Annotated in this window: 23 protein-coding genes; 19 read left to right on the top strand and 4 right to left on the bottom strand. The window is 71.0% G+C overall.

Going from position 1 to position 23,904, the window contains the following annotated elements:
* Positions 1 to 20: 20 nt before the first annotated feature.
* Complete coding sequence (locus ACQ143_RS14420) at positions 21 to 134, bottom strand: helix-turn-helix domain-containing protein (RefSeq protein ID WP_449571399.1); 114 nt, start codon at positions 132 to 134, stop codon at positions 21 to 23.
* A complete protein-coding gene (locus ACQ143_RS14415; protein WP_449571398.1) occupies positions 131 to 688 on the bottom strand; it encodes a flavin reductase family protein in 558 nt (185 codons plus the stop codon). Before ACQ143_RS14415 ends, ACQ143_RS14420 begins: the two co-directional genes overlap by 4 nt.
* Positions 689 to 828: 140 nt before the next feature.
* On the opposite strand from ACQ143_RS14415, the gene ACQ143_RS14410 reads away from it, so the two are divergent.
* The 4 genes from ACQ143_RS14410 (at position 829) to ACQ143_RS14395 (ending at position 4,718) form a co-directional block, all read left to right on the top strand.
* Positions 829 to 1,686 (top strand): sulfurtransferase, encoded by an 858-nt coding sequence (locus tag ACQ143_RS14410; RefSeq protein ID WP_449571397.1) that lies wholly within the window; start codon positions 829 to 831, stop codon positions 1,684 to 1,686.
* Positions 1,687 to 1,702: 16 nt separating this feature from the next.
* A complete protein-coding gene (locus ACQ143_RS14405) occupies positions 1,703 to 2,266 on the top strand; it encodes an NAD(P)H-dependent oxidoreductase (protein ID WP_449571396.1) in 564 nt (187 codons plus the stop codon).
* Positions 2,267 to 2,466: 200 nt separating this feature from the next.
* Positions 2,467 to 3,480 carry a pyridoxal-phosphate dependent enzyme gene (locus ACQ143_RS14400; RefSeq protein WP_449571395.1) on the top strand — a complete coding sequence of 338 codons (1,014 nt, stop codon included), beginning with the start codon at positions 2,467 to 2,469 and terminating at the stop codon, positions 3,478 to 3,480.
* A gap of 83 nt (positions 3,481 to 3,563) precedes the next feature.
* Complete coding sequence (locus ACQ143_RS14395; RefSeq protein ID WP_449571394.1) at positions 3,564 to 4,718, top strand: cystathionine gamma-synthase; 1,155 nt, start codon at positions 3,564 to 3,566, stop codon at positions 4,716 to 4,718.
* Between the two features lie 10 nt (positions 4,719 to 4,728).
* Here ACQ143_RS14395 and ACQ143_RS14390 read toward each other — a convergent pair whose 3' ends face one another.
* A complete protein-coding gene (locus ACQ143_RS14390; protein ID WP_449571393.1) occupies positions 4,729 to 5,331 on the bottom strand; it encodes a DnaJ family domain-containing protein in 603 nt (200 codons plus the stop codon).
* 148 nt (positions 5,332 to 5,479) lie between these two features.
* On the opposite strand from ACQ143_RS14390, the gene ACQ143_RS14385 reads away from it, so the two are divergent.
* The 7 genes from ACQ143_RS14385 to ACQ143_RS14355 all read left to right on the top strand — a co-directional run bounded on the left by ACQ143_RS14385 (position 5,480) and on the right by ACQ143_RS14355 (position 13,661).
* Positions 5,480 to 6,097, top strand: a complete 618-nt coding sequence (locus ACQ143_RS14385; RefSeq protein ID WP_449571392.1) for a PadR family transcriptional regulator — start codon at positions 5,480 to 5,482, stop codon at positions 6,095 to 6,097.
* Complete coding sequence (locus tag ACQ143_RS14380; RefSeq protein WP_449571391.1) at positions 6,094 to 6,813, top strand: ABC transporter ATP-binding protein; 720 nt, start codon at positions 6,094 to 6,096, stop codon at positions 6,811 to 6,813. The genes ACQ143_RS14385 and ACQ143_RS14380 overlap by 4 nt, the downstream gene beginning before the upstream one ends.
* Entirely contained in the window at positions 6,810 to 9,710 is a 2,901-nt protein-coding gene (locus ACQ143_RS14375) for an FtsX-like permease family protein (protein WP_449571390.1), read from the top strand. Before ACQ143_RS14380 ends, ACQ143_RS14375 begins: the two co-directional genes overlap by 4 nt.
* Positions 9,711 to 9,873: 163 nt before the next feature.
* A complete protein-coding gene (locus ACQ143_RS14370) occupies positions 9,874 to 10,854 on the top strand; it encodes a Gfo/Idh/MocA family protein (protein ID WP_449571389.1) in 981 nt (326 codons plus the stop codon).
* 66 nt (positions 10,855 to 10,920) lie between these two features.
* Entirely contained in the window at positions 10,921 to 11,835 is a 915-nt protein-coding gene (locus ACQ143_RS14365; RefSeq protein WP_449571388.1) for a sugar kinase, read from the top strand.
* 102 nt (positions 11,836 to 11,937) lie between these two features.
* On the top strand, positions 11,938 to 12,558 hold the full coding sequence (locus ACQ143_RS14360) for a bifunctional 4-hydroxy-2-oxoglutarate aldolase/2-dehydro-3-deoxy-phosphogluconate aldolase (protein ID WP_449571387.1): 621 nt from the start codon (positions 11,938 to 11,940) through the stop codon (positions 12,556 to 12,558).
* A gap of 80 nt (positions 12,559 to 12,638) precedes the next feature.
* Complete coding sequence (locus ACQ143_RS14355) at positions 12,639 to 13,661, top strand: zinc-binding dehydrogenase (protein ID WP_449571386.1); 1,023 nt, start codon at positions 12,639 to 12,641, stop codon at positions 13,659 to 13,661.
* A 7-nt stretch (positions 13,662 to 13,668) separates the two neighbouring features.
* On the opposite strand, the gene ACQ143_RS14350 is transcribed toward ACQ143_RS14355, so the two are convergent.
* Positions 13,669 to 13,854, bottom strand: coding sequence for a hypothetical protein (locus ACQ143_RS14350; RefSeq protein WP_449571385.1), 186 nt, complete (start codon positions 13,852 to 13,854; stop codon positions 13,669 to 13,671).
* Positions 13,855 to 13,903: 49 nt separating this feature from the next.
* On the opposite strand from ACQ143_RS14350, the gene ACQ143_RS14345 reads away from it, so the two are divergent.
* From ACQ143_RS14345 to araA, 8 genes are all read left to right on the top strand, one after another.
* On the top strand, positions 13,904 to 14,923 hold the full coding sequence (locus ACQ143_RS14345; protein ID WP_449571384.1) for a LacI family DNA-binding transcriptional regulator: 1,020 nt from the start codon (positions 13,904 to 13,906) through the stop codon (positions 14,921 to 14,923).
* A 185-nt stretch (positions 14,924 to 15,108) separates the two neighbouring features.
* Positions 15,109 to 16,119, top strand: coding sequence for a substrate-binding domain-containing protein (locus ACQ143_RS14340; protein ID WP_449571383.1), 1,011 nt, complete (start codon positions 15,109 to 15,111; stop codon positions 16,117 to 16,119).
* A gap of 114 nt (positions 16,120 to 16,233) precedes the next feature.
* A complete protein-coding gene (locus tag ACQ143_RS14335; RefSeq protein WP_449571382.1) occupies positions 16,234 to 17,835 on the top strand; it encodes a sugar ABC transporter ATP-binding protein in 1,602 nt (533 codons plus the stop codon).
* The gene (locus ACQ143_RS14330) at positions 17,832 to 18,899 is read left to right on the top strand and encodes an ABC transporter permease (protein ID WP_449571381.1); all 1,068 of its coding nucleotides are present in this window, start codon (positions 17,832 to 17,834) and stop codon (positions 18,897 to 18,899) included. The genes ACQ143_RS14335 and ACQ143_RS14330 overlap by 4 nt, the downstream gene beginning before the upstream one ends.
* Positions 18,896 to 19,966 carry an ABC transporter permease gene (locus tag ACQ143_RS14325; RefSeq protein WP_449571380.1) on the top strand — a complete coding sequence of 357 codons (1,071 nt, stop codon included), beginning with the start codon at positions 18,896 to 18,898 and terminating at the stop codon, positions 19,964 to 19,966. The genes ACQ143_RS14330 and ACQ143_RS14325 overlap by 4 nt, the downstream gene beginning before the upstream one ends.
* A complete protein-coding gene (locus ACQ143_RS14320; protein WP_449571379.1) occupies positions 19,963 to 20,661 on the top strand; it encodes an L-ribulose-5-phosphate 4-epimerase in 699 nt (232 codons plus the stop codon). The genes ACQ143_RS14325 and ACQ143_RS14320 overlap by 4 nt, the downstream gene beginning before the upstream one ends.
* On the top strand, positions 20,658 to 22,361 hold the full coding sequence (locus tag ACQ143_RS14315; protein ID WP_449571378.1) for a xylulokinase: 1,704 nt from the start codon (positions 20,658 to 20,660) through the stop codon (positions 22,359 to 22,361). The genes ACQ143_RS14320 and ACQ143_RS14315 overlap by 4 nt, the downstream gene beginning before the upstream one ends.
* A gap of 39 nt (positions 22,362 to 22,400) precedes the next feature.
* On the top strand, positions 22,401 to 23,903 hold the full coding sequence (araA, locus tag ACQ143_RS14310) for an L-arabinose isomerase (protein WP_449571377.1): 1,503 nt from the start codon (positions 22,401 to 22,403) through the stop codon (positions 23,901 to 23,903).
* Position 23,904 lies beyond the last annotated feature (1 nt).

Here is a 23,904-nt window from a genome sequence, read left to right as displayed (position 1 = left end):
GGTGTGCGGATGCCGGAGGCTCAAACGCCGGGCTCCCACCGCAGCAGATCGCCGGGCTGGCACTCCAAGGCCTGACACAGCGCGTCGAGGCTGATCGATCTCGGGCCGGTGCGCAACCCCAGCCCCGCGGTCACCCGATCAGCGAATGCGCGCCCAGGCGGTGCCACGTGCGGTTGTGATAGACCAGCGCATCGGCGTCGTCGCGGGCGACCTGCGACTGCAGTGCGTGTGCCGCGATCACGGTGGAGCCGCCGGCATCCATGCGCCCGATGACCGCGCACCGCACCCAGGCCCGCACATCGTGGTAGACCGGCTCGCCGGTCACCAGCCGTGACCAGCGGTGGGTCTCGGCGAACCGGTCGATGCCGCTCGTGGCGCCCAGCTTCGCCACGTCGATGTCGTGCGCGTCGAGCAGGTGCACCACGACCGTCTCGGCCTCCAGCAGCACCTCCGACGCCGAGGACAGCGCCGACACCGAGAAGATCAGCAGCGGCGGCTCGGCGCTCACCGACGACACCGAGGTCGCCGTCAGGGCGACCGGCCCGTCGCCGGCATCGGCGGTGATGACGGCCACGCCCCCCGGATGGCCGCGGAACAGCCCCTTGAACTCCTCCGCCGACAGCGACATGCCGAAGCGGTGCTCCGGCGTCGGGGTGTCGGGGATCTGGTTCGCGGCGGGCGTTGTCATGTCCTCGAAGATAGGCGTGGATGCCGGTGCCCGGGGCCGGTGTGAGGGTTCGTGACCGTGTGTGAACGAATATGACGTCACGCGTTTCCGAGTGTTGCGACCCGCCTCGCATCTGCGGGGCGCCTGGGCACCATGGGGACATGTCCGCACTCGTCCGCGTCGATGAACTCGCCGCCGCGCTCACCGAAGGCGCCCCCGTGCGCCTGCTCGACGTGCGCTGGCGCCTCGACCGTCCCGAGGGGCGCCCGGACTACCTCGACGGCCACCTCCCCGGCGCCGTGTACGTCGACCTCGAACGGGAGCTGACCCGCCCCGGCCGCCCCGAGGAGGGCAGTCATCCGCTGCCCGACCCGGTGGATCTCACCGCCGCCGCCCGCCGCTGGGGGCTGCACACCGGCGACGACATCGTGGTCTACGACGACAACGACAGCGTGCCGGCCGCGCGCGCATGGTGGCTGCTGCGCCACCACGGCGTGAACGCGCGGGTGCTCGACGGCGGCTTCCGCGCGTGGGTGCAGGCGGGCCTCCGCCTCGAACGCAGCGACCAGGCGGTGCGCGGCGGCGACATCGTCCTGGGTGAGCCTGCCGCCGATGACCTCTCCACGATCGACCAGGCCGCCCTCGCCCCGCGCCACGGCGTCCTCATCGACGCCCGGGCGCCCCGGCACTATCGCGGATCCGACCCGGGGTTCGACCCGGTCAGCGGGCACATCCCGGGCGCGGTCAACCTGCCCGCCGCGACGCACATCACCGGGGACGGACTGCTGCGATCACCCGACGAGATCCGGTCCGCGGCGGCGATCCACGGCATCCGCGCTGGTGTCGACGTCGTCGTCTACTGCGGGTCGGGCATCGCCTCGATGCACACCGCCCTCGCGCTGCACACCGCGGGCATCGCCGCCCGCGTGTATGTCGGGTCGTGGAGCCAGTGGGCGCGCAGCCCCGGGCGCCCCGTCGCGCTCGGCCCCACCCCCGCCGACCTCATCGGCGCTGTCTGAACCTGAAGGAGCCGCTATGGCACTGCACCTCGTCACCGTCTCGGGCAGCCTGCGCTCGCCGTCGACCACCGACCTGCTGCTGGACGGCATCGTCGCGGAGATCGGCAGCCACCTGCCGGTGGAGCGTACCGCGGTCGAGCTGCACCCGCTGGCGGTCGACCTGGCCGTCGCGCTGACGCGGGGAGAGCGGTCGGATGCCGTGACGGCGGCCCTCGAGGCGGTCGCGGCCGCCGAGGTGCTCGTGGTAGCCACGCCGATCTATCGCGGGTCGTACACCGGCCTGTTCAAGCAGTTCATCGACCTCGTGCACCACGACGCGCTCGCCGGAACCCCGGTGCTGCTGGCCGCCGGCGGGGGCGACGACCAGCACGCGCTGTCGATCGACCACGAGCTGCGGCCCCTGTTCGCGTTCTTCCGCGCGCACACGCTCCCGGTCGGCGTGTACGCGCGGGCCGCCGATTTCGCTCCCGACCCCACCGCCCCGGCCGGTAAGCGCATCGCCGACGCGGGGGCGCTGCCGGGCGCCATCACCCGCGCGGTGGACGCCGCCCTCCCCGTGCTGCGTGCCGTCGGCGGCTGACCCGGGCCCGCGCGCGATCGGCGGCTGAGCCGGATTGTGACCGGCCGCCGTCGCGCGCCGGGCACGGATCGGCTACGGTGAACCTGTGCTTCTGATCTGTTGTTGTTGTCGCTGAGTGCTTCGGCACTCTGATCGACCACCCGACAGACCGCATCCGCTTGCTCTCGCCGAGCGTTGATGCCCCACCTCAGGACCCCCACATGCGCTATGCAGTCCACATCGCCGATCTCGTCGGCAACACCCCGCTCGTCCGCCTGAACCGCGTCACCGACGGCATCGCCGCCACGGTGCTCGCGAAGGTCGAGTACTTCAACCCCGGCGGTTCGGCGAAGGACCGCATCGCCGCGCGCATCATCGACGCCGCCGAACGCGACGGGCTCCTTGCACCCGGCGGCACGATCGTCGAACCTACCAGCGGCAACACCGGCGTCGGCCTGGCGTTGGTGGCGCAGCAGCGCGGGTACCGGATGATCTTCGTCGTGCCGGACAAGTTCGCCGGGTCGAAGGTCGCGGTGCTCCAGGCCTACGGCGCCGAGGTCGTCACGACGCCCACCAGCGTTCCGCCGGAGCATCCCGACTCGTACTACAGCGTCTCCGACCGGCTCGCCCGCGAGATCCCCGGCGCGTTCAAACCCAACCAGTTCGCGAACCAGAACGGGCCGCGCAGCCACTATGAGACGACCGGCCCCGAGATCTGGCGCGACACCGACGGTCGCGTCACCCACTTCGTCGCGGGCATCGGCACCGGCGGCACGATCAGCGGCACCGGCCGGTTCCTGAAAGAGGCGTCCGCCGGCGAGGTCACCGTCATCGGCGCGGACCCCGAAGGGTCGATCTACTCGGGCGGTCCCATCCACGGCTACCTCGTCGAGGGCGTCGGTGAAGACTTCCTGCCCGACACCTTCGACCCGACCGTCGTCGACGGCTACGAGCGCGTCGACGACGCGGAATCGTTCGCGATGACCCGGCGGCTCGCCCGCGAAGAGGGCCTGCTCGTGGGCGGATCCAGCGGCATGGCCATCGTCGCGGCGCTGCGCGTCGCCCGCGACCTGCCGAAGGATGCCGTGGTGGTGGCGCTGCTGCCCGACCACGGCCGCGGCTACCTCGACAAGGTCTTCGACGACCGGTGGCTCGAAGACCACGGGCTGGCCGTCCCCGATGTCACCGGCGCCGCGAACGGCGCGTCGACACCGGCCTCACCGGCCCGCGGCTGAGCCCACCGGCATCCACCCCCGACCGCCCGCGGCCGCGCCGCCCGGCATCCCTTCATCAGAGCATTCGCACCCCAAGGAGCATCATGACCACCGACGCCGCCCGCGGTTTCGCCAGCCTCGCCGTCCACGCCGGGCAGGAGTTCGACCCGGCCACCGGGGCGGTGATCCCGCCCGTGCACTTCTCCACGACCTACGCGCAGGACGGCATCGGCGGTCTGCGCGGCGGCTACGAGTACGGACGCAGCGGCAACCCCACCCGCACGGCGCTGCAGACGCAGCTCGCCGCCCTCGAGGGTGGCGCGCACGCCTTCTCGTTCGCGTCCGGGCTCGCGGCCGAAGACGCACTGCTGCGGGCGGTGCTCAGCCCAGGTGACGAGGTGCTGCTCGGCAGCGATGTCTACGGCGGCACGCACCGGCTGCTGGCCCGCGTGCTCGGACCGTGGGGCGTAGGGCTGCGCGTCGTCGACATGAGCGACCTGGAGGCCGTGCGCGCCGCGGTCGCCGACCGTGCGCCGCGCATCGTGTGGGTCGAGACGCCGTCGAACCCGCTGCTGCGCATCACCGACATCGCGGGGCTGGCCGCGATCGGGCACGAGGCGGGCACGCTCGTCGTCGTCGACAACACGTTCGCGACGCCCGCGCTGCAGCAGCCGCTCGCGCTCGGCGCGGATGTCGTCGTGCACTCGACCACGAAGTACCTGGGCGGGCACTCCGACGTCGTGGGCGGCGGGCTCGTTCTCAACGATGACGCCCTCGCCGAGCAGATCGGATTCCTGCAGTTCGCCGTCGGCGCTGTGTCGGGTCCGCTCGACGCGTGGCTGACCACGCGCGGCATCAAGACCCTGGCAGTGCGCATGCAGCGCCACAGCGAGAACGCGCTCACCGTGGCGTCGTTCCTGGCCGAGGCGCCGCGCGTGGCGCGGGTGTACTACCCGGGGCTCGCTTCGCACCCGGGCCACGAGCTGGCCGCGCAGCAGATGTCGGGCTTCGGAGGCATCGTGTCGCTCGCCCTCGAATCGGGGGAGGCGGCGCGCCGGTTCGCGGAGTCGACGCGGCTGTTCCAGCTCGCGGAGTCGCTGGGCGGCGTCGAATCGCTCGTGAACTATCCGGACGCGATGACCCATGCCTCGGTGCGGGGCACCGAGGCCGCCGTCCCCGTCGAGGTCGTGCGCCTGTCGGTCGGCATCGAGTCGGTGGACGACCTGCTCGCCGACGTCGAGCAGGCGCTCACGGCGTAGTCGCCCGCGGTCAGCGCCGGCGGAACCAGCGGCGAGTCCGCGGCTGTTCGCCCGGCGGGGGAGCGGATGCGGCCCGCGCCGCGCGGCGGTCCCGCCAGGCCGCGATCTCGGCATCCACGTCACGCGTCGCAGTCACCACGGGCGGTCCGCCCTGCAGCTGGCGGCGCGCCTCGATGACGCGGCGGTTGAAGTCGTCCACGTAGTCGCGCACGTCCTGCTCGCGCGTGAGGGCGTCGACTCGGTCGGCGAACTCGGCATCCTCGGTGCGCAGCATGAGTGCCGGCGGGCCGAGCCCGGTGAGTTTCTCGGTCTGGATCTTGCGCCGGATCCACCAGTCGGGGTCGTGGTGGTCGCCGAGTCCTTCGAGGGGCTTGCCGTACCCGGGCAGGTCGTCGAAATCGCCGCGGCGGATCGCCTGCTGGATCGCGGTCTCGACGTAGAGCGCGCGCTCGGTCGCCGTCGGCGCCTCCGAGTGCCGCAGATCGGACTCGTCTTCGACGACCTCGTATCCGGCCGCGCGCACCGCCTCTTCGGCCTGATAGCGCGCCGCGTCGAGCCGCGCGTCGCGGGGGCGTGCGGCCTTCGGTGTGCGGTGTGCGGCGTCGTCCGCCATGTCTCCAGCGTACGGGCGGTGGGGACGAGGGGGTGCGCACGCGTCGAAACTCGAATGGAGAAACCCTCGCACAAGATGCTCGGTATGCATATACTCAGAATCCAGATACCGAGTAAACACATACTCGGCATGCACAAGGGAGATGCGGATGTCGGTGCGACAGAGCCTGCTGGCCATCCTCGATCAGGGGCCGTGCTACGGCTATCAGCTGCGCGCGGAGTTCGACCGTCGCACCGGCTCGACCTGGCCGCTGAACGTGGGCCAGATCTACAACACGCTCGACCGTCTCGAGCGTGACGGTCTCGTCGAGAAGGGCGATGTCGACGAGCAGGGCCATGTGTACTGGCGCATCACCCCGGACGGAACGGCCGAGGTCCGCGCCTGGTTGGGCTCGCCGGTCGAGCGGGCGCAGGGCACCCGTGACGAACTGGCGATCAAGCTCGCCGTGGCCGCGACCCTGCCCGGCGTCGATGTGACGCAGGTCATCCAGACCCAGCGCCGTGCCTCGCTCGCCCAGCTGCAGGAGCTCAACCGCGCCAAGTACGCCGGCGCCAATCCCGACGGGCCCGAAGAGCTCGCCTGGGCCCTCGTGGTCGACTCGATGATCTTCGCGACAGAGGCCGAGGTCCGCTGGCTCGACCACACCGAGGAGCGTCTGAAGCAGCATCCCCGGCATGCCCTCGCGCTCGAACTCTCCACCGAGAAGCCCAAGCGCGGTCGCCCGGCCAAGGCCGAGACCCGCGACGCGCAGCAGGCGACCCGATGACCGCCCCGGTGCTGCAGCTGGTCGGCGTCACCCAGCAGTACGGCGAGGGCGCCACGAGCGTCTCCGCGCTGTCGGGCGTCGACCTGTCGGTCGCCCAGGGCGAGCTGGTCGCCATCATGGGGGCGTCCGGCTCGGGCAAGTCGACACTGCTGTCGATCGCCGGCGGCCTCCAGAAGCCGACGACCGGCGAGGTCATCGTCGAGGGCGCCTACCTCTCCACCGCCTCGGCGCGCGAGCTGGCGCAGCTGCGCCGCCGCTCCCTGGGGTTCGTCTTCCAGGACTTCAATCTCATCCCGACCCTCACGGCGCTCGAGAACGTCACGCTGCCACTGGAGCTCGACGGCTTCCGAGCCCGGGTGGCGCGCCGTGCGGGTCGGGATGCGCTCGCCTCGGTCGGCCTCGACGCGAAGTTCGACGCGTACCCCGATGACCTGTCCGGAGGACAGCAGCAGCGCGTCGCGATCGCCCGCGCCGTGGTCGGCGGGCGCCGGCTGATCCTCGCCGACGAGCCCACTGGGGCACTGGATTCGGTCACCGGCGAGGCGGTCATGCGGATGCTGCGCACCCGTGTCGACCAGGGGGCGGCCGGCATCCTCGTCACCCACGAAGCGCGCCATGCGGCGTGGGCCGACCGCATCGTGTTCCTCCGCGACGGGCGCATCATCGACGAAGCGCAGCGCGATGGCGCCGACGCGCTGCTGGCGAGCGCGCGATGACGGTCGCCGAGCGCACCGGGCCGCCGGCCGGTGCCGATCCCGAGACCGGTTCGAGAGTGGATGCCGGGCGTCGGCGCCCCGCCAAGACGAAAGACCGATCGCGCCTGGCGCGCCGGCGCGTCGCCGTGCGCCTCGCCTACCGGCAGGTGCGCCGCACCTGGGCGTCGAGTCTGCTGATCGTGCTGCTGATCGCGCTGCCGATCGCGGGGATGGCTGGTGTCGCTGTCTTCGTCGACAGTTCGACGGCCACGCCCGAAGACCGGCTGACAGTCCAGCTCGGGCAGATGGAGGCGTGGGTGCAGCCGATGGGCGTACCCGATGCCGGATTCTGGCAGGCGCCGGACGATCCGTGGTGGAACGGATACCCGATCACTGCGGACGGCTCGTGGCAAGAGCCCGAGGGTGAGCCTCTGGATGATCCGACCGAAGCGCTACCTGCCGGGACCGAGACGGTGGCGCTGTCAGAGGGCAACGCCCGCATCGAGACCGCGAGCGGCATCGGCGCCGTGTGGGGTTGGGGTGGCGCGGCCTGGGATGAGCGCTTTACCGGCCGGTTCGAGATGCTCGACGGGCGAGCCCCGCAGAGCGGTGACGAGGTCCTGGTGACTCCGGCGACACTCGATCGCGCGGGCACGGCGATCGGCGGCACCATCACCGACGCCGACAGCGGCGAGGCGTTCACCGTCACCGGGACGGTCGACGTCGCCACCCTGGCCGACTCCGAGAGCGGCGTCGTGTTCTTCGACTCCGACCGGTTCGGGCAGCCCCGCTGGTGTCTGCCCGAGTGGGCGCCGACCTGGACGGAGATCCAGCAGCTCAACGACCAGGGCGTGGCCGTCTATGCGCGCGAAGTCGTGCTCGACCCGCCTCCGTTCGAGGTCGACGGTATGCAGATGGGTACGTACGATCCTCGGGCATCGATGATGCTCGCGCTCGCCTCGGGCCTCGGCGTGGGAGGAGCGTTCGCGGCCTACATGGTCATCATGCTCGCGGGCGCCGCGTTCGCCGTGAGCGCGCGGCGACAGCAGCGCGCTCTCGCTATCGCGGCGAGTGTGGGGGCGGATGCGCGGGACCTGCGTCGCACGATCCGTCTGCAAGGCACGGTGCTCGGCGCCGTCGGCGGGGTGCTCGGGGTCGCGGCAGGCATCGGCCTCGCGGCACTCGTGATGCAGGTGACGGCGAACGGCGCGGCCACCCAGTTCTGGGGCTTCCACGTCCCCTGGCTCGTGCTCGCGGGCGTGCTTGTGTTCGCCGTGCTCGTGGGGACGGCATCCGCTGTCATGCCGGCGCGCACCGTCGCCAAGACCGATGCGATCAGCGCACTGCGAGGCGCTCGCCGTCCGCAGAAAGTGCAGGCGTCGCGGCCGCTGTGGGGATCACTCATGATCCTCGTCGGCATCGCGCTGACGATCGTCTCGGGCGTGCTCGCCGCCGCTGTCGCCGGCAACAACGAGATCCCGTACGACTCGCCGCTGCGGTGGTTGCCGTTCGTCGGCATCGTGGCCGGCCCGGTCCTCGCGCAGCTCGGCATCGTCCTCTCGGGCCGGTGGCTGCTGTGGCTCGCGTCCCGTGTGCTGTCACGCGTGGGCATCGCCGCACGCATCGCGTCGAGGGATGCTGTGGCGAACGGATCACGGACCGTGCCTGCTTTCGCGGCGATCGGCGCCACCGTGTTCGTCGGCGTCTTCGCCATGGGGCTCGGCTCGATGATCACCGCGCAGACCGCGCGCAATTGGACATACGGTGCGCCTGTCGGTACGGCCTGGGTGACTTCCTACTCCACCGCGCAGGACGGCACGGCGCTGAACGCCACCGATGCGGCCGATGCCGCAGCGTCCGCGGACCGGGCGCTGTCTGAAGCGGGCGCGACCGCGACAGCGCGCGTGTTGCGGCAGGTCGAGAACTGGGGCTTGGAGAATGAGGCAGAGGTGCCCGCCGACAGCTCGCGCGCGGTGGCGGTGACGCCGGAGCGTGAACTGCTCGATCCCGAGGTCGATGGATACGGCTCGATGTCGGAGCTCGACAACCCGCGGAACAACATCATCGTCCTGGCGGCTGACGATATCGAGACAGTGACCGGCATCGAGCTCGGGCCAGAGCAGCTGGACGCTTATCGGAACGGGGCCGCATTGGTCACCGGGCAGAAACTGGTCACTGACGGCAGGATCGAGGTGGCGGCGTGGACCGAGCGACAGTGGATGTTCGGCGGGGCCCCCGACAACATCTTCCATCCCTGGCCGGATGCCGAGATCGAAGACCCGCAGTGGACTGAGACGCTCGACGCGATCGTCGTCGACGCCCCGCAGCAGGCAGTTCACGTCGCCCTCGCGCCTGCCACAGCGCGGGATCTGGGCATTTCGGCGCAGCCGTGGGCCGTGTTCGGCGCGTTCGCCGAGCCGCCGACGACCGAGCAGACCGACCGTCTGTACGCGCTCGCGCAATCCGGCAGCACCGCCACGTACAGCCTCGGCGCGACCATCGAGAACGGACCCAGCGGGACCGAAGCATGGCTTGTTCCGCTCATGCTCGGCGTCGGCGGGCTTGTGCTGGGCGCGAGCGCCGTCGCCCTCGGGCTTGCACGGTTCGAGCGTCGCCCTGACGATGCGACGCTGTCGGCGGTCGGCGGCACCGCGTCGCTGCGCCGCCGCATCGGGTTTTGGCAGGGACTCGTCATTGCCGGATTCGGGACGTTCGCGGGTGCGGCCGCCGGCATCCTGCCCCCGCTGGGATTCGCACTGCAGTCGCAGACCGACTCACGGGGCCCGCTCGAGATGGCTGACTTCCCGTGGGTGCCGCTGGTCATCCTCGCCATCGGGCTGCCGCTGCTGATCGCCGTCGTGAACTGGCTCGTGCCGCCCCGGCGCCCCGAGCTCACGCGACGGACGGCGATCGCGTGACCTGCGCCGTGCGGGTTCGGCTGGCGTGAGTTGTGGGTGTCGTCGCGCGTGACCCGCGATTCGCGTCAGGCGGGTGGGCCGGTCGTGGCTCGTGCGATCGCTAGTGTCGAAGGATGACAGCAGCAGCCACGGCCGGTCCGATCCACAGCGCGGGGAGCGCCGGATGAGCGCGCGCTGGGCGGTGCTCGGCGCCGGCGTCATCAGCGGTGACTTCGCCACCGCGCTGCCGCACGCCGAGCTCGGATACCTGCACGCCGTCGGCGCCCGCGACGTCGCCGCCGCGCGTGCGTTCGCCGACGCGCACGGCGCCGCTGTCGCCGGCACGTACGACGACATCCTCGCCCGCGACGACGTCGACGCCGTCTATATCGGCACCGTCCACACCGCGCACGCCGACCTGGCCGTCGCGGCGCTCGAAGCGGGCAAGGCAGTCCTGTGCGAGAAGCCGCTGACCACGAACCTCGCCGACACCGAGAGGGTTCTCGCTGCGGCCGCCCGCACGGAGCTGCCGCTGCTCGAGGCGTTCAAGTACCGCTTCGGTCCGTTCGCGCAGCGCCTGCACGAGATTGTGACCGGCGGCGCGATCGGCGAGATCACCGCGGTCGAATCGAGCCTCGGGTTCGCGGCCGCCGAGCACACCGGGCGCCTGTTCGACCCGGCCACGGCCGGCGGCGCGATCCTCGACGTCGGCTGCTACCCCGTCTCGCTCGCCGTCGGCGTCGCCGCGTGGGCGGGACAGCCGCTCGATACCGCGCGCGTGGCCGAGACCGACGGCGTGATCGGTGCCACGGGCGTCGACGTCACGGCCTCCGCGACGCTCGAGCTGGGTGCGGTCACGGCGCGCGTGTCGACCTCGATCGTCGAAGACGTGTCGCGCGCGGCGGTCATCGAAGGCACGCAGGGACGCATCGAGATCCCGAACGTGTGGGGCAGCCGCAGCGAGAGCACCGACAGGGCGACCCTGACCCGCACCGACGGATCCGTCGAACGGGTGACGGCACCGACCGTCAGCCCGATGGCGGCCGAAGCGGATGCCGTCATCCGCGCCCTCGGCGACGGCCGCACCGAGGTGCCCGAGATGCCGTGGGCCCATACCCGCACGGTGGCGCGTCTGCTCGAGGCCTGGCTCTCCGGCATCCACTGACCGCGTGCTCAGCCCCGCACGTCCTGCTCCGACCCGGCGTCGCGGCAGACCGGGCATACTCGAGGTGTGAGTGTCGATGCGCGCGAGCCGGCCGGCCTGCTGCTGACGGCGGGGGAGACCATGGCCGTGGTCACGCCCGTCGAGCCGGTGGGCGTCGAGGAGGCGGACGTGTTCCGCATCGACGCCGGCGGCGCCGAGTCGAACGTGGCCGCCCACGTCGCGAAGCTCGGGCACCGGGCCCGCTGGCTCAGCCGCCTCGGCGACGATCCGCTCGGCCGGCGTGTGCTGACGCAGGTGCGCGACCGCGGCGTCGACACCTCGGCCGTCATCGTCGACCCTGACAGTAGCACCGGCCTCTACGTCAAGGACCCCGGCCGCGGCGTGCACTACTACCGCGACGGGTCGGCCGCCTCGTTCCTGAGCGCAGCCGACGCCGATGCCGCCGATCTGACCGGCGTGACCATCGTGCACGTGTCGGGCATCACCGCGGCGCTCGGCGGAACCGCCCCCGATTTCCTCGACCGGCTCATGGCCCGCGCGCGACAGGCCGGCGCGATCGTGAGCTTCGACGTCAATCACCGTGCCGCGCTGTGGTCCGCGGCATCCGCGGCCCCCGTGCTGGCCGCGCTCGTCGAGCGCGCAGACCTCGTGTTCGTGGGCCGCGACGAGGCCGAGTCGCTGTGGGGCACCGCGACCGTCGACGACGTGCGCGCCCTGTTTCCGGACGTGCCCGAGCTCGTCGTCAAGGATGGAGACATCGGGGCGACGGTGTTCGAGCCCGACGGCGAGGCGTTCGTCGCCCCGCCTGCCGTCAAGGTAATCGAGGCCGTGGGCGCCGGCGACGCGTTCGCGGGCGGCTACCTCGCCGGCCGCCTGGTCGGCGCGCCCGCCGAAGACCGACTCACCGCCGGGCACGCCCGCGCCGCCCTGACCCTGCGCACGACCGCCGACTTCCCGGTCGACGAGGACGACGAGGCGTGACCGGGCCGTGCGGGGACCCGTCCGGCGTGCGCCGTGACCGGGCGACGGACCTGCCATCGGGCTCCTGCGCCCCTGTGTGACCGCCGACGAAGGAGTTCTTCCATGACCGACACCGCCGCGTACTTCGATGACCTGTTCGCCGGCGCGCCGCTGATGGCGATTCTGCGCTGCGCGGGGGCGGAGCGCGCGGTGCGCGTGGCGACCACGACCTGGGACCTCGGCATCGGCTCGGTCGAGGTCACGATCCAGTCTGACGACGACGTCGAGGCGCTGCGCCGGGTCGCCGCACTCGGGCGCGAACGCGGCGCCATCGTCGGCGCGGGCACGATCGTCGACCCCGCGCAGGTCGCGGTGGCCGCCGAGGCCGGAGCCGGCTATCTCGTCTCGCCGGGGCTCGACCCCGACGTGGTGCGCGCGGCGCGCGAGGCCGGCGTGCCGATCCTGCCCGGCGTGGCCACCCCCACCGAAGTGCAGCACGCCGCGTCGCTCGGCCTCACGTGGCTGAAGGCCTTTCCCGCGCAGTGGCTGGGCACGGGCTGGTTCGGGCACATGCGCGGGCCGTTCCCGCAGGTGCGGTTCATCGCGACCGGGGGTATGGATGCCGGGAATGCGGGCGCCTTCCTCGACGCGGGCGTGCGGGTGGTCGCCGTCGGCTCCGCCCTCGAGGATGAGGCGCAGCTGCCGCAGCTCGCCGCCCTTCTCGCCGAACGCCGCGGGTCGTAGCCGGTCGCGGCCGGCGGTCGCGACTCGAGAGGCGCGGCGCGCACGGTGCTCACCTCCGGCATCCCTGCTTGACTGGGGTCATGCGAGCCACCTACATGTACGGCCCCGGCGACGTCCGCGTGATCGATGCGCCGGACCCGCAGATCGAGCAGCCCACCGACGCGATCCTGCGCACCGTCGTCGCGTGCGTGTGCGGCAGCGACCTGCATCCCTACCACTCGATGACGCCGAACGACCGCGGCACCGCGATGGGCCACGAGATGATTGGCGTGGTCGAGGAGGTCGGCGCCGAGGTGCAGACCGTCACGCCCGGCGATGTGGTCATCGTCCCGTTCAAATGGTCCTGTGGCGCGTGCGACTTCTGCCGCGAAGGCCTTCACAGTTCGTGTCGCTTCGGCCGCCAGCGCGGCGGCGGCGCCCAGGCGCAATATCGTCGTGCCCCGCTGGCCGACGGCACGCTCTATCGCGTCGACGTCGGCGAGCACGACGAGCGGATGCCGGGGATCCTCAGCCTGAGCGACGTCTACGGCACCGGATACCACGCGGCCCGCACCGGCGGAGTGGGCCCGGGAGCGACGGTCGCGGTGATCGGCGACGGCGCGGTCGGCCTGCTGGCCGTGCTGTCGGCGCGGCAGCTGGGTGCTGAGCGCATCATTCTGATGGGGCGCCACGAGGCGCGCACCGACCTCGGCCGCCGCTACGGTGCGACCGAGGTGGTCTTCGAACGAGGCGAGGAGGGCATCGCCGCCGTCCGCGACCTGACCGGCGGCGACGGCGCGCCGATCGTGATCGACGCCGTGGGACACCTGCCCGCATACGAGCAGGCGCTCGGCGCCGTGCGCGACGGCGGCACGATCGCCCGTGTCGGTGTGCCGCAGTACACGACGGCGCCGCTCGGGCGCGACCAGTTCATGCGCAACATCACGATCACCGGCGGCGTCGCTCCTGTCCGCGCCTACATCGACCGGCTGCTGCCCGGCGTGCTCGACGGCACCGTCGACCCCGGCGCCGTGTTCGACCGCGAAGTCGCCCTCGACGACATCGCCGAGGGTTACCGGCTCATGGACGACCGCGAGGCGCTCAAGGTGCTCGTGCGCCCCTGAGCTAGGGTCACCCCTCGGGCAGCCACACCCGCATGGTGGCCGCGGTGAGCCCATCCACGCTCACCCGCGGCAGCGGCAGGCGCACCTGACCGTCCCGCTCGACCGGTGCCCCCGCGACCGCGACGTCGGCAACGTCATCGGCCTGGCTGTCACCAGGTCGCGCCGAGCCGTGGTGGAATGTGAGCGCAAACATTTGCGCAGCGCGCGGCCACGGAGGGCGCGCGGAGAGGGAGCGGACCGGCATGTCTGAGCAGTCGACGCGTGGCTGGCAGCGGCCCAGCATCTATGACGTCGCGAAGCAGGCCGGGGTCTCGCACATGACCGTGTCGCGCGTGCTCAACGGTCATCCCAACATTCGCGAGTCGACGCGCGAGCGCGTACTGCAGGCCATCGACGACATGAACTACACGCGCAGTTCGATCGCGCGCGCTCTGGCCACCCGCCGGGCGATGCGCCTGGGCGTGCTCGTCGACGGCCCGCTGCAGCACGGCCCCAACCGCACCCTGCGCGCGCTCGAGACCGCCGCACGCCGCGTGGGCTATTCGATCAGCGCGTTCTCCATCTCTGACGACGACGACGCCCAGATCGACACCGGTGTCATGGATCTGGTGACCCAGGGCGTCGATGCGCTGTGCGTGATCGCCCCGCGTGCCTCGTCGCTCGACATCCTGCGCAAGCAGAGCACGGGCCTGCCCACGATCGTCGTCAAGGCCGAGCCCGACGCCGTCTGGCACACTGTCGCGGTCGACCAGCGCGCCGGTGCCCTGCTGGCGGTGACCCACCTGATCGAGCTCGGGCATCGCTCGATCGTGCACCTGTCGGGTCCGATCGACTGGTACGACGCCCGCGAGCGCGACCGCGGCTGGCGCGACGCGCTGGCGTTGGCCGGCCTGCCGATCGCCGAGCCCGTGGCCGGCGACTGGACCTCCGACTGCGGCTATCGCTTCGGCCAGAGCCTCGACCCCGAATCGGCCACCGCCGTGTTCGTGGCCAACGACCAGATGGCGCTGGGCGTCGTGCACGGTCTCGCCGAGCGCGGCATCAGCGTGCCCGGCGACATCAGCGTGGTCGGCTTCGACGATCTTCCGGACGCGCGGCACTTCCTGCCCCCGCTGACCACCGTCCGGCAGGACTTCGCAGCCCTCGGTGAGCTCGTGCTGCAGCAGATCGTCGCCGCGATCGAGGGCGAGGCGCGTCCCGCCCACGACATGATCGAAGCGCGTCTGATCGTGCGTCGCTCCACCGGCCGGCCGCGGCGCTGATCATCCGGCGCCGTCGTTCGGCTGCGCATCGCGAAGTGTTCGCGGTAACAACCTGATAACGAACGGGTGGATGCCGGTTGCGGGGGCGTGATGTTAGCGCGCACAATGGCGCTACATACCCGACGCTCCCCTCTGGGGGCACACACCCCGTCGACGAGGATCGTCGCGGGTCTCAAGGAGGAGAAATGACCCACAGCAAGCGCACGCGCGGTCTCGTCGGCCTCGCCGCGGTCGGCGCTCTCGCGTTCGGCCTCGTCGGCTGTGCCGGCGACAACGGCTCCGGTGACACCGAGCCGGGCGACTCGGGCGACGACGTGATCACCGTCGGCTACGTCGCCGTCGGCCCCGAGGGCGGCTGGCGCGACGCGCACGAGCAGGCCGTCAAGGACGCATTCACGACCGACGCCGGCTTCGACCTGAAGTACGCGCCGGCCGCCACCCCGACCGACCAGAAGTCGCAGCTCGATGCGTTCGCCACCTTCGTCAATGACGAGGTCGACGCGATCCTGCTCACGGCCACCGAGGCGTCGGGCTGGGATGACTCGCTCGAGCTGGCGCAGGAGGCCGAGATCCCGGTCATCCTCCTCGACCGCGGTGTCGACTCCAGCGACGACCTGTACGTCACGCGCATCGCGCCCGACAACATCACCGTCGCCACCTCGGTCGCCGAGTGGGCGTTGACCGCACTGCCCGACGGCGCGAACTACTACGTCCTCGAGGGCGTTCCCGGCCTTTCGGTCGTCAACGAGCGCAACCAGGGCTTCGAAGAGGGCCTGGGCGGCGCAGCCGGCTGGACCAAGGTCGGCGCGCAGACGGCCAACTGGAGTGCGGACGAGGGCAAGTCGGTCACCGAGACCGTGCTCAAGGCCAACAACAACGACATCCAGTTCATCTTCGCCCAGAACGACGAGATGGGCATCGGTGCGGCGCAGGCCGTGAAGGATGCAGGTCTGACTCCGGGCACCGACGTGAAGATCGCCACCATCGACGGCACCCAGGGTGCGCTCGAGGCGCTGGCCGCCGGCGACCTGAGCTTCGTGGCCCAGTACAACCCGTTCTTCGGCGACATCGCCGTGGACGCGGTCAAGAAGGCGCTCGCCGGTGAGACCCTGGAGCCGACCATCATCGTCTCGGGTGAGACCTTCGACTCGCCTGAGGCGGCCCAGGCCGCCATCGACGCGGGCAAGGGTTTCTGACCCGGATCCGCATCGCACCAGACGGCAACGTGAGCGGGGACCGCATCGTCGGTCCCCGCTCACCGCGCCCCGCCGTGCAGACACGCTTCCAGCAAGGACGAAGGAGTCACCCCGATGACCGAACCGGCCGCGATCGTCACCGTTCGAGGCGCCTCGATCACCTTCCCCGGCGTCAAGGCGCTCGACGACGTCAGCTTCCGCCTGCTCCCCGGTGAGGTGCACACCCTCATGGGCGAGAACGGCGCCGGCAAGTCCACCCTCATCAAGGCCCTCACCGGCGTCTATCAGATCGACTCCGGCCAGATCGAGGTCGACGGCGAGGTGCGGCACTTCACCGGCACCGCGTCGGCCCAGGCCGCCGGCATCTCCACCGTGTACCAGGAGGTGAACCTGTGCACGAACCTCACCATCGGTGAGAACGTCATGCTCGGCCACGAGGCCCGCTCGTTCGCCGGCATCAACTGGCACAAGACCCATGCACGGGCCCGCGAGGTGCTCGCCCGCATGGGCCTCGGGCGCCTCGACCCCCGCGCTCCGCTGTCGTCGCTGTCGATCGCGATGCAGCAGCTCGTCGCGATCAGCCGCGCGATGGTCACCGAATCGAAGGTGCTCATCCTCGACGAGCCCACCTCCAGCCTCGACGCCAACGAAGTCGAGGTGCTGTTCACCGTCATCCGTCGTCTGCGCGACGGGGGCGTCGCGATCCTCTTCGTCTCGCACTTCCTCGACCAGGTCTACGCGATCAGCGACCGCATCACGGTGCTGCGCAACGGCCGTTTCGTCGGCGAGTACCTCACCGAGCAGCTCGACCGCGCCGAACTCATCTCGAAGATGATCGGCAAGGACTTCGAATCGCTGCGCGCGCTCGGATCGAACCGTCAGACCGAGGTCCGCGACCGCACCGAGACCCCGCTGCTGGCCGCCGAAGGGCTCGGCCGCACCGGCGCCCTGCACCCCACCGACGTCGAGATCCACGCCGGCGAGGTCGTCGGCTTCGCGGGGCTCCTCGGCGCCGGCCGCACGGAGCTGGCGCGTCTCATCGCCGGTGCCGACAAGGCCGACAGCGGCACCGTGCGCGTGAAGGGCCGCAAGACGTCGCTGAACTCGCCCGTCGCCGGCCTGTCGCACGGCATCGCCTACTCGACCGAGAACCGTCGTGAGGACGGCATCGTCGGCGACCTCAGTGTGCGTGAGAACATCATGCTGGCCGTCCAAGCCCGCCGCGGCTGGCTGCGCCGCGTGTCCGCGCGCGAGGTCGACCAGCTCGTCGCCACCTACATGGAGCGCTTCAGCGTGCGGCCCAACGACCCCGACCGGCCGATCCGCCTGCTGTCGGGAGGTAACCAGCAGAAGGTACTCCTCGGGCGCTGGCTGGCCACCGACCCGGATCTGCTGCTGCTGGACGAGCCGACCCGCGGCATCGACGTGGGCGCCAAGGCCGACATTCAAGAGACGGTCGCCGAGCTGGCCGAAGGCGGCATGGGCGTCGTGTTCATCTCGTCCGAACTCGAAGAGGTCGTGCGGCTGTCGGAGCGCATCGTGATCCTGAAGGATCACGAGAAGGTTGGCGAGGTCGTCAACGGTCCCGAGGTGACCGCCGAGAGCATCGTAGCCGTCATCGCCGCCGAGAGCGAGGACGAGGCCGTCGCCCGCGCCGACCACATCGCCGACACCGGCGACCAACCCGACACCATCCAGGAAGGAACGCCGTCATGAGCCGAATCATCGCGTCCCTGCGCACGCCCTGGTTCTGGGCCGTCATCGGCATCGTGCTGCTGCTGGTGATCAACACGATCAAGGACCCCGGTTACCTCGCCATCGGCATCAACCCCACGACGGGTCTGCTCACCGGCAACGTGCTCGACATCCTGCGCGTGTCTGCGCCGATCATCATGATCGCGCTGGGCATGACCTTCGTCATCGCCACCGAAGGCATCGACCTGTCGGTGGGCTCGATGATGGCCGTCGGCGGCGCTGTCGCGATGCAGACCCTCAGCGCGCTCGACGCCCCGACATCGGTGGGGGCGATGTTCACCGCCATCGGACTCGCGATCGCGCTCGCCGTCGTGCTGGGCCTGATCAACGGCCTGCTGGTCGCCGTCGTCGGCCTGCAGCCGTTCATCAGCACCCTGGTCATGATGATGGCCGCCCGTGGCATCGCCCGCGTCATCACCGGCGGTCAGAACACCAGCGCGACCAACGAGCCGTTCCGGCAGCTGGCCAACGGGCAGATCCTCGGCCTGCCCACGAGCTTCGTCATCGCCGTGGCGCTCGTGGTGCTCGTCGCGGTGCTGATGCGCCGCACGGCCCTGGGCCTGATGATCGAATCGATCGGCATCAACCCGCAGGCCAGTCGGCTCGCCGGCATCCGCCCCCGCCCCATTCTGGTCGCGGTGTACGTGCTGGCCGCCGCGCTGGCCGCTGTCGGCGGATTGTTCAGCGTGTCCGAGGTGATGACGGTGAGCGTCGGCAGCACGGGTAACCTCATGGAGCTCGACGCGATTCTCGCGGTGGTCATCGGCGGCACGTCGCTGGCCGGCGGCAAGTTCTCGATCCTCGGGTCGACCATGGGCGCCCTGCTGATCGCGACGCTCAACAAGACGGTCGTGTTCCTGGGGGTGCCGGCCGCGGCGACTCCCGCGTTCAAGGCGCTCGTCATCATCGCGTTGGTGCTGCTGCAGTCCGAGCGCATCCGTGCGCTCGTGTTCCGCAGACCCGCACTGCCCACGCCCCCCGCCCCGCCCACCCGTTCCGCGCAGTCCCAGGAGGTGTCGGCATGACCACCCCGAGCACCCTCGCCGAAGCCGTTCCCCCCACACCCGAGCTGCCCGAGGCCGCCGCCGCCCGCACCTCGTCGGCATCGCAGCTGTGGGAGCGCAGCCAGCGGCTGCTGCCCACCCTGACCGCACTCGCGCTGCTGATCGGCATGCTCGTGTATGCCGAGATCGCCTACGGCCGGGTGTTCCACGCTGGCACGATCTCGAGCCTGCTGGTCAGCTTCGCACCCACGATCATCCTCGCCGTCGGCATGACCATCGTGATCGTCTCGGCCGGTATCGACCTGTCGGTCGGCGCGGTCGTGGCCTTCAGCTCGGTCGCCGGCGTCATGGTCATGAACATCGGTCTCGGGGGCTGGGTGGGCATTGCGGTGATGATCCTCTCCGGCGCCGCGTTCGGCCTGATCGCCGGCGTCATGGTGCAGCACTTCGGCGTGCAGCCGTTCATTGCCACCCTCGCCATGATGTTCCTCGCGCGGGGGCTCGCCTCGATCCTGTCGACCACGCCCGTGCAGGCGCCCGAGGACTCGCCACTGCTGCTGCTGGCCACCGACTGGAAGATCTTCGACGGTCCCAAGATCAACGACTTCACTATCACGCCGGGCCTGGTCATCGCGATCGTGGTCGTGCTGGCAGCCATGTTCTTCATGCAGCGCACCCGCATGGGCCGCACCGTCTACGCGATCGGCGGCAGCGAGGCGTCGGCGCAGCTGATGGGCCTGCCGATTGCCAAGACGCGGGTGTGGATCTACATCATCTCGGGCGGGCTGTCGGGCCTGGCCGCGGTCGTCTACACCGCCGAAGTCGGCGGCAAGGCGCAGAATGTGACGGGGATCGGGTGGGAACTCGACGCCATCGCCGCCGTCGTCATCGGCGGCACGCTGCTGACCGGCGGCGTCGGCTATGTGCTCGGCTCTGTCGTGGGCGTGTTCGTGATCGCCACCCTGCGGTTGATCATCACGAAGGACGGCACGATCAACCCCGAGTACCTGACGATCATCACCGGCGCCGTGCTGCTGGTGTTCGTGCTGCTGCAGCGCGTGCTGTCCCGAAGGAAGGGAACGTCATGACACCTCAGAGCCAGAACGCGATCGACGCCGTCCGCGCCGATGTCGCCGCGCTGCACGCCGAGCTCGTCCGCTACGGACTGATCGTGTGGACCGGCGGAAACGTCTCGGGCCGTGTGCCCGGCGAGGACCTCTTCGTCATCAAGCCGTCGGGGGTCAGCTACGACGACCTGGCGCCTGAGAACATGATCCTGTGCGACCTCGATGGAAACGTCGTTGCCGGTTCGCCCGGCAGTGAGCGGTCGCCCTCGTCCGACACCGCCGCGCACGCGTATGTCTACCGGCACATGCCCGAGGTGGGCGGCGTCGTGCACACCCACTCCACCTACGCGGTGGCCTGGGCGGCGCGCGGCGAGGAGATCCCGTGCGTCATCACCGCGATGGCCGACGAGTTCGGCGGGCCGATCCCGGTCGGGCCGTTCGCGATCATCGGCGACGACTCGATCGGACGGGGCATCGTCGAGACGCTGCGCGGGCACCGTTCGCGGGGTGTCCTCATGCAGAACCACGGTCCGTTCACGATCGGTGCGACCGCGAAGGATGCCGTGAAGGCGGCCGTCATGCTCGAAGACGTCGCCCGCACGGTGCACATCGCGCGGCAGGCCGGGCCCCTCATCCCCATTCCGCAGGAGGCCATCGACAGCCTCTACGACCGGTACCAGAACGTCTACGGCCAGAGCACGGACGACCGCCGATGACCGCCGTGAGCCCGACGACCGACGACCGGCAGCCCACTGCCGCAGTGCAGATCAGCGCGGGCCGCACGGCCTTGGGCATCGAACTCGGCTCGACCCGCATCAAGGCGTGCCTGATCGACGCCGACGATCCGGCGCGGGTGCTGGCCACCGGCAGCCATGCGTGGGAGAACGAGTTCGTCGACCGGCTGTGGACCTACTCGGCGGATGCCGTGTGGTCGGGCCTGCAGGCCGCCTACGCCGACCTGGTGGCCGACGCCGAGCGGCAGCACGGGGTCCGTCCGACGACCTTCGGCGCGCTCGGTGTCTCGGCGATGATGCACGGCTACCTCGCGTTCGACGCCGCAGGCGAGCTGCTGGTGCCGTTCCGCACGTGGCGCAACACCAACACCGGCCCCGCCGCCGCCGAGCTCACGGATCTGCTGGGTGTGAACATCCCGCTGCGCTGGTCGATCGCTCACCTGCACCAGGCCGTGCTCGACGACGAACCGCATGTGCGGCAGATCGCCTCGATCACGACGCTCGCCGGATGGGTGCACACCGCTCTCACCGGCCGCCGCGTGCTCGGCGTCGGCGACGCGTCGGGCATGTTCCCGATCGATTCGGCCACCGGCGACTACGACGACGAACTGCTGCGCCGCTACGACGCGAACGCCGCCGGTCGCACGCCCGCGCCGCTGCGCGATCTGCTCCCCGAGGTCCTGTCCGCCGGGGAGGATGCCGGAGTGCTCACCGCCGCCGGCGCCGCCCTGCTCGATCCGACCGGAGCGCTGCAGCCCGGCATCCCGCTGTGCCCGCCCGAGGGCGACGCCGGCACGGGCATGGTCGCGACCAACGCCGTCGCGCCGCGCACCGGCAACGTCAGCGCGGGCACGAGCATCTTCGCGATGGTCGTGCTGGAGCGGCCTCTGCGGCACACCCACCACGAGCTCGACCTGGTCACCACCCCGGCCGGGGCTCCGGTGGCCATGGTGCACTGCAACAACGGCGCGAGCGAGCTGGCCGCGTGGGCCGACATGTTCGCACGGTTCGCCGCGGCCGCGGGCACCCCGATGGATGCCGATGACGTCTTCGACGTGCTCTTCCGTGAGGCGCTCGCCGGCGACGCCGACGCCGGAGGACTGATCGCGTACAACCACTTGGCCGGGGAGCCCATCGCCGGTCTGACCGAGGGCCGGCCCCTGTTCGTGCGCACGCCCGACAGCGCGCTCACCCTCGCCAACGCGATCCGCGCACAGCTGTACGGCGTGTTCGGCACGCTCGCGCTCGGCATGCGGGTCCTCACCGACACCACCGGGGAGAACGAAGGGGTCGAGATCGACCGGCTCTTCGCGCACGGCGGCATGTTCCGCACCGCCGGCGTCGCCCAGCGCTTCCTCGCCGGTGCCCTCGACACCGCGGTAGCGGTCGGCGAGACGGCATCGGAGGGCGGGGCGTGGGGCATCGCGGTACTCGCCGCGTTCCGGGCATCCACGGGCGCCGCCGCCCCGGCATCCACCCCCGACCTCCGGGCATCCACCGCCGGCTCCGACACCCCGGCATCCACCCCCGACCTCGCCCGCTACCTGGACGAGACCGTCTTCGCCGGCGCGACCGTCGACGTCGCCGACCCCGACCCGGCCGACGTCGCCGGCTTCGCCGCGTACCTCGACCGGTACCGCGCAGGGCTGGCGATCGAAGCCGCCGCCGTCTCCGCTCTCTGACCCGCCTTCCGCACGACTGCCTGAAAAAAGGACCCCGCAATGCCCCTCAACACCTCGCTCGACGGCTACACCGTCTGGTTCGCCACCGGCAGCCAGCACCTCTACGGCGAGGAGACGCTGCGGCAGGTCGCCGAGCAGTCCCAGGCGGTCGTCGCCGGGCTCGCCGGACTCCCCGTGAAGATCGAGTGGAAGCCGGTGCTCACCGACGCCGATGCGATCCGTCGGCTCGCGCTCGAGGCCAACGCCGACGACTCGGTGATCGGCGTCATGGCGTGGATGCACACGTTCAGCCCCGCCAAGATGTGGATCGGCGGGCTCGACGCGCTGCGCAAACCCCTGCTGCACCTGCACACGCAGGCCAACGTCGAACTGCCGTGGGCCGACATCGACTTCGACTTCATGAACCTCAACCAGGCCGCGCACGGCGACCGCGAGTTCGGGTACATCCAGTCGCGGCTGGGCGTGCCGCGCAAGACCGTCGTCGGCCACGTGTCGAACCCGGCCGTGCGGCAGCAGGTCGAGGACTGGCAGCGCGCCGCCGCCGGTTGGCAGGCCGTGCGCACGCTCAAGCTCGCCCGGTTCGGCGACAACATGCGCTACGTCGCCGTCACCGAGGGTGACAAGACCGAGGCCGAGCTGCGGTTCGGCGTGCAGGTGAACACGTGGGGCGTGAACGAGCTGGCCGACGCGGTCGCGCAGGCCACCGACGCGCAGATCGACGCGCTGGTGCAGACCTACCTCGACGAGTACGACGTGGCCGACGAGCTCAAGCCCGGCGCCGCGCGCCACCAGTCGCTGCGCGACGGTGCGTCCATCGAGATCGGCCTGCGCTCGTTCCTCGAAGCCGGGGGGTTCGGAGCGTTCACGACCTCGTTCGAAGACCTCGGCGCGCTGAAGCAGCTGCCGGGCCTGGCCGTGCAGCGGCTCATGGCCGAGGGCTACGGGTTCGGCGCCGAGGGCGACTGGAAGACCGCGATCCTCGTCCGCGTCGCGAACGTGATGGGCGCCGGCCTGCCGGGCGGCGCGAGCCTCATGGAGGACTACACCTACGACCTGGTCGCCGGAGACGAGAAGATCCTCGGCGCGCACATGCTCGAGGTCTCCCCGTCGCTGACCACCGCCAAGCCGCGTCTGGAGGTGCACCCGCTGGGCATCGGCGGCAAGGACGACCCCGTGCGCCTCGTGTTCACCGCAGACCCGGGCCCGGCGCTCGTGGTCGCCATGAGCGACATGCGCGACCGGTTCCGCCTGGTGGCCAACGTCGTCGAGAACGTCGACGCCCCCGACCTGCCCCGCCTGCCGGTGGGCCGGGCCGTGTGGAAGCCCGCGCCGGACTTCGCGACGAGCGCCGCCTGTTGGCTCACGGCCGGTGCCGCACACCATACTGTGATGACGACCGCCGTCGGCATCGAGGTCTTCCGGGACTTCGCCGAGATCGCCGGCACCGAGCTGCTGGTGATCGACGAGGACACGACGGTGCGCGGCTTCCAGAAGGAGGTCCGCTGGAACCAGGCCTACTACCGACTCGCACAAGGACTCTGAT

The sequence above is a fragment of the Microbacterium pollutisoli genome (genome assembly GCF_053586795.1).
This window is presented reverse-complemented; position numbering and strand designations above follow the sequence as displayed.